Raw genomic sequence first — 7,223 nt, forward strand, 5'->3', positions numbered from 1 at the left:
GAGTGTCCCCGCACGTCTATATTCATCACGCCAACCAATTGCCGCCGTCCACACCGAACGTTTGACCCACGATGTAGTCGGCTTCGCTGGAAGCGAGAAAGATGGCCATGCCGGTCAGGTCTGAGGCGTGGCCCATGCGGCCAAACGGAACGGCTTTACCAACCTCTTTTTTCTTTTGTCCGGCTGGTTTGCCTTCGTATTTTGCAAACAACGCGTCCACACCGTCCCAATGTTCGCCATCCACGACGCCCGGCGCGATGGCGTTCACGTTAATGCCATGTTGGATCAGGTTCAGCCCGGCAGATTGCGTCAGGCTAATGATCGCGGCTTTGGAGGCGCAATAGACCGCAACAAGCGGTTCGCCACGACGCCCGGCTTGACTGGCCATATTGACGATCTTGCCTCCCTTTCCGCGCGCAATCATGTGGCGTGCGGCGGCCTGCATCGTGAACAGGGCACCAGAGACGTTGATGGAAAATATGCGATCGTATTCAGCACGCGTTATTTCGACAATCGGCCCAGCTGTGAACAAGGCAGCATTGTTTACAAGGACGTCTATACCGCCAAACTGCTCAACGACGTGGTTCAGCGCGGCATCGATGCTGTCCTGTCGAGATACATCCATCTCGATTGCAATAGCCGTGCCACCGATATCGGCGGCGGCACCTTGTGCGCGTTCGATATCTATATCTGCAATGGCAACCGTCGCGCCTTCAGCGGCATAGGCCTTGGCAAACTCCAGACCTATGCCCCTTGCAGCCCCCGTGATAAGGGCAATTTTTCCGTCCAGTCGCTTCATCCCAGCCGGAGCCCTTGGTCGTCAAAGCGGTGCAAATGAGCTTGGTCCGGCGTCAGGAAGACCTTAGCGCCATAAGACATGGTCAACTCCCCGCTGGCACGTACAGTCAGAGGGTGTTCAAACGCATCGCATTTCACATGGAAGAAAGTGTCCGAGCCAAGGTGCTCCGAAACCCCAACGACGCCTTCCCAGTCTCCGGCGTCCGCCGATATGCCAATATGCTCGGGGCGAATGCCGATGGTTTTTGCGTTGAACTTTTGCGCCTCTGGCCCTTCCAGAAGGTTCATTTTGGGGCTGCCGATGAAGCCAGCGACAAATGTGTTGCGCGGGTTGCGGTACAGCTCCAGCGGGCTGCCAACCTGTTCAATCACACCAGCATGTAGCACCACAATTTTGTCAGCCATTGTCATGGCTTCAACCTGATCATGGGTCACATAGATCATTGTCGTTGTCAGACGTTTGTGAAGTTCCGAAATCTCCAACCGCATCCCAACGCGCAACGCGGCGTCGAGGTTGGACAAAGGTTCGTCAAAAAGGAATGCGGCAGGCTCACGGACAATGGCGCGGCCAATGGCAACGCGCTGACGCTGACCGCCAGACAATTGGCCGGGGCGTCGGTCAAGATAATCCGCGAGGTTCAGAACAGATGCGGCCCCTTCGACGCGACGGTCGATCTCGGCTTGATCCATCTTGGCCATGCGCAGTGGAAAGGCGATGTTTTTGCGTACCGACATATGCGGGTAAAGCGCATATGACTGGAACACCATCGCCAGACCGCGTTTGGCCGGGGGCGTCATGGTTTGATCCGCCCCATCAATCGAGATCATGCCGCTAGAGACATCTTCCAACCCTGCAATTAGGCGCAGCAGGGTGGATTTTCCGCAACCCGAAGGGCCGACGAATACTGTAAACTCTCCGTCTTCGATGGTCAGATCCAAAGGTGGAATGACCTGCACGTCGCCGAAGCTTTTGGTGACTTGGTTCAGTTGAATTTGTCCCATTGGTCCGTTCCTTATTTCACAGCGCCGAAGGTCAGGCCGCTGACAAGTTGTTTCTGGCTGAACCAGCCAAGGATGAGGATTGGCGCGATAGCCATGGTCGAGGCCGCGCTGAGTTTTGCATAAAACAGGCCCTCTGGGCTGGAGTAGCTGGCAATGAATGCCGTGAGGGGGGCCGCCTTGGCCGCCGTCAGGTTGAGCGTCCAGAAGGCTTCGTTCCAGGCAAGGATCACGTTCAAAAGTAGTGTGGACGCGATGCCGGGGATTGCCATTGGAGTGAGGACATAAAGCACCTCATCCTTAAGTGTCGCCCCGTCCATCCGAGCCGCTTCAAGGATTTCACCAGGGATCTCCTTGAAGTAGGTGTAGAGCATCCAGACGATGATCGGCAGGTTGATCAGCATCAGAACGATTACCAGACCCAGCTTTGTGTCGAGCAGACCCAGCTGAATGAACAGCAAGTAGATCGGATACAGCACACCCACCGCTGGCAGCATTTTGGTGCTGAGCATCCACATCAGGATGTCCTTGGTCCGCTTGGATGGCACAAAGGCCATCGACCAGGCAGCGGGCACCGCGATGATAATGCCCAGAACGGTCGAGCCGCCTGCAATAATGATCGAATTCCACAGGAACCGGGCATAGTTTGAGCGTTCCATCACAACCGAGTAGTTCTCAAGCGTCCAGTCAAAGCCCAAAAAGATGGGCGGATCTGCAATCGCCTGTGCTTCGGTTTTGAAGCTGGTCAGGATGGTCCAGAGGATCGGGAAGAAGATCAGCAGCCCAATGCCCCATGCGGCGGCGGTGTTGATGATCTTGCGTTGTTGCGTAACTGCACGTGCCATGATGTTCTCCTCACGCGTCCAGGTTCTTGCCGACGATGCGCATCAGGAAGATGGCAACGATATTTGCGAGAATGATTGCGTAGACACCGCCAGCAGAGCCTAGGCCGATGTTCTGGCTTTCCAGCACACGCTGGAAGATCAGGTAGCTGAGCGTCTTGGTTCCAAAGGCACCGCCTGTTGTTACAAAGATCTCTGCAAAGATGGCCAGCAAAAAGATCGTCTGGATCAGGATCACAACAGTGATCGCGCGCCCCAGATGCGGCAGAACGATGAACCCGAACCGTTTGATTGGTGGGGCGCCGTCCATTTCGGCGGCTTCAAGTTGTTCGCTGTCCAGCGACTGGATCGCGGTCAGAAGGATCAGGGTCGCAAATGGCAGCCATTGCCAGGATACGATCATGACAATCGACGGCAGCGATGCTTGGCTAAGCCATTCCACCGGGGTGGCGCCGAAGAATTTCCAAAGATGCGCTAACAGGCCATAGTTTGGGTCCATGAACATGTTCTTCCAAACCAATGCCGAGACTGTCGGCATAACAAAGAAGGGCGCGATAACGAGAATGCGCACAATGCCCTGGCCCCACATGGGCTGGTTCAGCAGGATCGCCAATAGCACTCCCAGCGACACGGTAATGGCCAGAACGCCACCAACGATAATCAGCGTCGTCTGAATAGACGGCCAAAAGGCGCTGGAACTTACAAAGCGAACATAGTTGTCAAACCCTACCCAACCGAGATCACCACCGCGCAGTGGCAGGTATTTCTTGAAGGAAAAGTAGAGCGTCATTGTCAGGGGGATGAGCATCCATCCCAGGAGCAGGATAACCGCGGGGGCCATCATCACTCGGGCGGCGGATCGTGAATGCTGGGTCGCCATTGGCACGCCTCCTTTGTTGACGGACGGTGCCGTCTTGTTGCGTCGGTTCGAATGTACAGGACAGGGGGGGGTGTGTGCAGGGGGGCGGGCGCACCGCCCCCCTGACTAGGTCAAAGCCTTAGCGGTAGCCAGCGGCTTCCATTGCTTCGTTTGTAATTGCCTGAGCCTTGGCAAGCGCCTCTTCGACGGTCTGCTGACCGGCATAGGCTGCCGAGAATTCCTGGCTCACTTCGGTAGCGATACCCGCGAATTCTGGAATAGCGGCAAACTGAACACCAACGTAAGGCGAAGGCTCCACGGTCGAGTCGTTCGGATCAGCTGACAGGATCGAGTCCAGTGTCATCTTAGCAAACGGTACAGCCTGATAGTTCTCGTTCTCGTACAGCGAAGTACGGGCGCCCGGAGGCACGTTGGCCCAGCCCTCATTCGCAGCAACCAACTCGATATAGGACTTGGAAGTCGCCCACTCGATGAATTGCACTGCAGCATCCTGTTTCTGAGTACCGGCTGGAATTGCCAGTGCCCAAGCCCAGAGCCAGTTCGAACGCTTACCCAGCCCGGTATCGGGTGCCAGAGCAAAGCCGACACTGTCAGCAACAGTCGAGTCGTTGGGGTTGGTCACAAAGGATGCCGCCACGGTGGCGTCAATCCACATGCCGCATTTGCCTTGCTGGAACAGAGACAGGTTTTCGTTAAAGCCGTTGGTGGCGTAACCGGCAGGGCCGCTTTCGTCCATCATACCCTTGTAGAAGTTCAAGGTGTTGGCCCAAGCTTCGGTGTCGAACTGAGCGTTCCAGTCCATGTCGAACCAACGTGCACCAAACGAGTTGGACATCGCGGTGATGAACGCGCCGCCTTCACCCCAGCCGGCCTTGCCGCGCAGGCAGATACCATTGATCTCGGCATCGCGGTCGGTCATTGCAGCCGCAGCTTCGCGGATGAACTGCCATGTTGGCGCGTCTGGCATTTCCATACCAGCCTTTGCCATAAGGTCAGAGCGGTACATGATCATTGAGCTTTCGCCATAGAAGGGCGCCGCATAGAGCGTGCCTTCGTGGCTCAAACCACCTGCCATCGCAGGAAGGATGTCGCCAGCGTCATATTCCGCGGATAGGTTGTCCAGTGGAACCAGCCAGCCGTTTGCGCCCCAAATTGGGGTTTCGTACATGCCAATGGTCATGATGTCGAAAGCACCACCCTTGGTGGTGATGTCGGTGGTGACACGCTGACGCAGAACGTTCTCTTCCAACGTCACCCACTCAACTTCATGGCCTGTTTTGGCCGTGAAGTCATCTGTGTAACCCTGCATGCGGATCATGTCGCCGTTGTTGACGGTCGCGATGGTAATGGTTTCAGCGGACAATGCGCCAGCCGTGATAAGCGACATTGCGGTTGCCGCACCAAGTGCGTTTCTAAAATACATACGAGTCCTCCCCTCGATTTAAGTTTTGCCCGACCAACCTACGCAACAGGCTTGCGTCACGTCAATCTAAAAGTTTACTCGCGTAAAAATTTAAAAAAATTTATGTTTGAAAATAGCGTGTTACGCAGATGCCCGCATGATCAATTCTCCATCAAAAAGCATGGATTCGCGATTAGAGGCACGTGTGCCCGAATCGATAAACGCCATAATTGTCTCAACGCTACGTGCCGCGATGGCAGAGTAATTGTGAGAAATCGTTGTCAAAGTCGGACAGGTGAACCTCGAAAATGGATGGTTGTCATGCCCCGCGACCCGCAGACTACAATCGTCACCCAAGCCCACACGGATGCCCATTTCGTATGCTGCGGCCAGAAACCCGATGGCCAGACGATCATTTGAGCAAAAAACTGTGCCAGAGGCCAGCTCACGATTGGCGATGGCCCGTTTGCCTTCGCGAAACCCGATCTCTTCAATTTCCCAACCCTCTCCATCCGCCTGCACGACATGTGGAGAGTGTCCCAATTGCTCCATCGTCTCAATGTAAGCAATCCGGCGTTTGTTGGCGTTCGGGTTAGGCGGCGTCCGCATCTCGAAAAAGACCGGTGGCTCGCCGCTGCGCACTAAGTACTGCAACATAACGGCGGTGGCCTGAGCGTTGTTGTGCCCCACGAACGCTTCACCGACCCCTTCGATATTTGCATCGAAATTCACAGTCGGAAAGTCCGCACAAAACGATTCAATTGCGCCCCTGTTGGATGCACGACCTAGTGGCGCCAACAATACGCCAGCAGGTTTTATGGCGCGCAGCGAATTCAGGTTGTCGACCTCAAGGTCCGCGTCGCCATGTGAACTGAGTAAAATGGGAGTGTAGCCGGACGAAATCACCAGAGTCTCAATTCGCCGCGCGATTTCGGCAAAAAACGGATCGGCCAGATAGGGCACCATGATCCCAATGTTCTTGGTCAACTTGCGGTTCTGATTGATCGCAAAGATGTTGGGCTGATAGTCACATCGTTCCAATGCCCGTTCGATTTTTTCGCGGGTAGAACGGCGCACGCTGCTTGGATCATTAAAATACTTGGAAACTGTCGGCCGTGAGATTCCGCTGAATGACGCGAATTCTTCCATATTACGGATGCTGGTTGTGCGCATTGCAACTGGCCCCTCAAAAAGTTTCCCAAACCTTACGCTTTCTTATCGCGCGAAATAAATCAATAGAGTTTTGGCAACGAGCGCAGTTCAAGCATGATCGATTTTAGGGCTTTGGTTCATCGCGCCAGAATGACCAATGCTCCAAGAACTGAATTTTTCCGAGAAGAAGCTGGCAACATTTGTGTGAAACGATACCTTGTTCCAGACAGCAATTTCGAAAGCGTGTACCGGTGCTCAAAAGGTGCGTGTGTTGTTTACACGTGTCAAATATGCTTGAAGCTGTGCGTCGCTGTTGCGAACTGCAAGACGGGCCTCGCTTTCTTTCTTTGCGACAGCAGAGATCGCCCTTAAAGCTTCCAACTTTCCAAACGACTTCTTTACGCTCGCCATCGCAACTTCCTTTTGCGCCAAAATCTGTGCCAATTTCAGGTTTAGGGTGCGCCTGTTTTGCTCTGCCCAAGTGTTCCATGCTTCGTCTGCCCGAACGGCGCGCATGTTCAAATCCGTTTGAAATGACAGGCGCGCCACGGCCGCGTCTTGAGATAAATCGGCCAACAAATCTCTCAATCGCATTTCTTCTTTCAAAATCGGATGTAGTTTTGCTTGGCTTGCCTCAAAAACAGTAAGCGAAATCTCCAGCAGCCCTGCCAAATCATCTTTTTTCATCCAAACGCCTTTGCCTTTTGCCGCATGGCTTCAGCAAATCGAATTGCCGTTGCAACAGGGCGATATAGATCAGGTGGAACTTCGTGACCGATTTCCACGATCGCGTGAAGCGCGCGTGCGGTGGGCGGATCGCTCTTGATTGGCACACCAGCGTCGTGCGCACATTCCCTTATTGATTTCGCAACTTCGTCCACTCCCTTTGCCACACACACCGGTGCCTCGCCAGGAGCACGATTCCATTTGAGCGCGACTGCATAGTGGGTCGGATTGACTATAATCACATCAGCGCTTGGAACATCGCTCAACATTTGATTTGTCGCAATTTCCTGAGCTCTTTGACGGCGCTGTTGCTTGATGTGTGGATCACCTGTCAACGGCGGATTAAAAACCTGCCAGTGTGGCGGAGTAAAAGCCGGCCATTTGGCGTGACGATGGCTTAGGCGTTTTTCTGATGGATTGAGGG

8 protein-coding genes are annotated in these 7,223 nt (G+C 54.4%); all 8 read right to left on the bottom strand.

What is annotated here, in order from left to right:
- Positions 1 to 25: 25 nt before the first annotated feature.
- Positions 26 to 799, bottom strand: a complete 774-nt coding sequence (locus CLV88_RS21560) for an L-iditol 2-dehydrogenase (protein ID WP_106610480.1) — start codon at positions 797 to 799, stop codon at positions 26 to 28.
- Positions 796 to 1,800, bottom strand: a complete 1,005-nt coding sequence (locus tag CLV88_RS21565) for an ABC transporter ATP-binding protein (protein ID WP_106610481.1) — start codon at positions 1,798 to 1,800, stop codon at positions 796 to 798. The genes CLV88_RS21560 and CLV88_RS21565 overlap by 4 nt, the downstream gene beginning before the upstream one ends.
- Positions 1,801 to 1,811: 11 nt before the next feature.
- On the bottom strand, positions 1,812 to 2,642 hold the full coding sequence (locus CLV88_RS21570) for a carbohydrate ABC transporter permease (RefSeq protein ID WP_106610482.1): 831 nt from the start codon (positions 2,640 to 2,642) through the stop codon (positions 1,812 to 1,814).
- Between the two features lie 10 nt (positions 2,643 to 2,652).
- Positions 2,653 to 3,519: a carbohydrate ABC transporter permease gene (locus tag CLV88_RS21575; RefSeq protein WP_106610483.1), complete on the bottom strand. Its 867-nt coding sequence runs from the start codon at positions 3,517 to 3,519 to the stop codon at positions 2,653 to 2,655.
- Positions 3,520 to 3,637: 118 nt separating this feature from the next.
- Positions 3,638 to 4,942, bottom strand: coding sequence for an ABC transporter substrate-binding protein (locus CLV88_RS21580; RefSeq protein ID WP_106610484.1), 1,305 nt, complete (start codon positions 4,940 to 4,942; stop codon positions 3,638 to 3,640).
- A gap of 120 nt (positions 4,943 to 5,062) precedes the next feature.
- Positions 5,063 to 6,094, bottom strand: coding sequence for a LacI family DNA-binding transcriptional regulator (locus tag CLV88_RS21585; protein ID WP_106610485.1), 1,032 nt, complete (start codon positions 6,092 to 6,094; stop codon positions 5,063 to 5,065).
- A gap of 234 nt (positions 6,095 to 6,328) precedes the next feature.
- On the bottom strand, positions 6,329 to 6,760 hold the full coding sequence (locus tag CLV88_RS21590) for a hypothetical protein (RefSeq protein ID WP_106610486.1): 432 nt from the start codon (positions 6,758 to 6,760) through the stop codon (positions 6,329 to 6,331).
- The coding region (locus tag CLV88_RS21595; protein ID WP_207797123.1) for an EscU/YscU/HrcU family type III secretion system export apparatus switch protein at positions 6,757 to 7,223 on the bottom strand (467 nt) is incomplete at its 5' end. The genes CLV88_RS21595 and CLV88_RS21590, both read right to left, overlap by 4 nt.

Source organism: Shimia abyssi, assembly GCF_003014475.1.
Taxonomy (GTDB): Bacteria; Pseudomonadota; Alphaproteobacteria; order Rhodobacterales; family Rhodobacteraceae; genus Shimia; species Shimia abyssi.

Coding starts and splice junctions, on each gene's coding strand:
- CLV88_RS21560 (WP_106610480.1), bottom strand. CDS start 799: ATGAAGCGACTGGACGGAAAAATTGCCCTTATCACGGGGGCTGCAAGG.
- CLV88_RS21565 (WP_106610481.1), bottom strand. CDS start 1,800: ATGGGACAAATTCAACTGAACCAAGTCACCAAAAGCTTCGGCGACGTG.
- CLV88_RS21570 (WP_106610482.1), bottom strand. CDS start 2,642: ATGGCACGTGCAGTTACGCAACAACGCAAGATCATCAACACCGCCGCC.
- CLV88_RS21575 (WP_106610483.1), bottom strand. CDS start 3,519: ATGGCGACCCAGCATTCACGATCCGCCGCCCGAGTGATGATGGCCCCC.
- CLV88_RS21580 (WP_106610484.1), bottom strand. CDS start 4,942: ATGTATTTTAGAAACGCACTTGGTGCGGCAACCGCAATGTCGCTTATC.
- CLV88_RS21585 (WP_106610485.1), bottom strand. CDS start 6,094: ATGCGCACAACCAGCATCCGTAATATGGAAGAATTCGCGTCATTCAGC.
- CLV88_RS21590 (WP_106610486.1), bottom strand. CDS start 6,760: ATGAAAAAAGATGATTTGGCAGGGCTGCTGGAGATTTCGCTTACTGTT.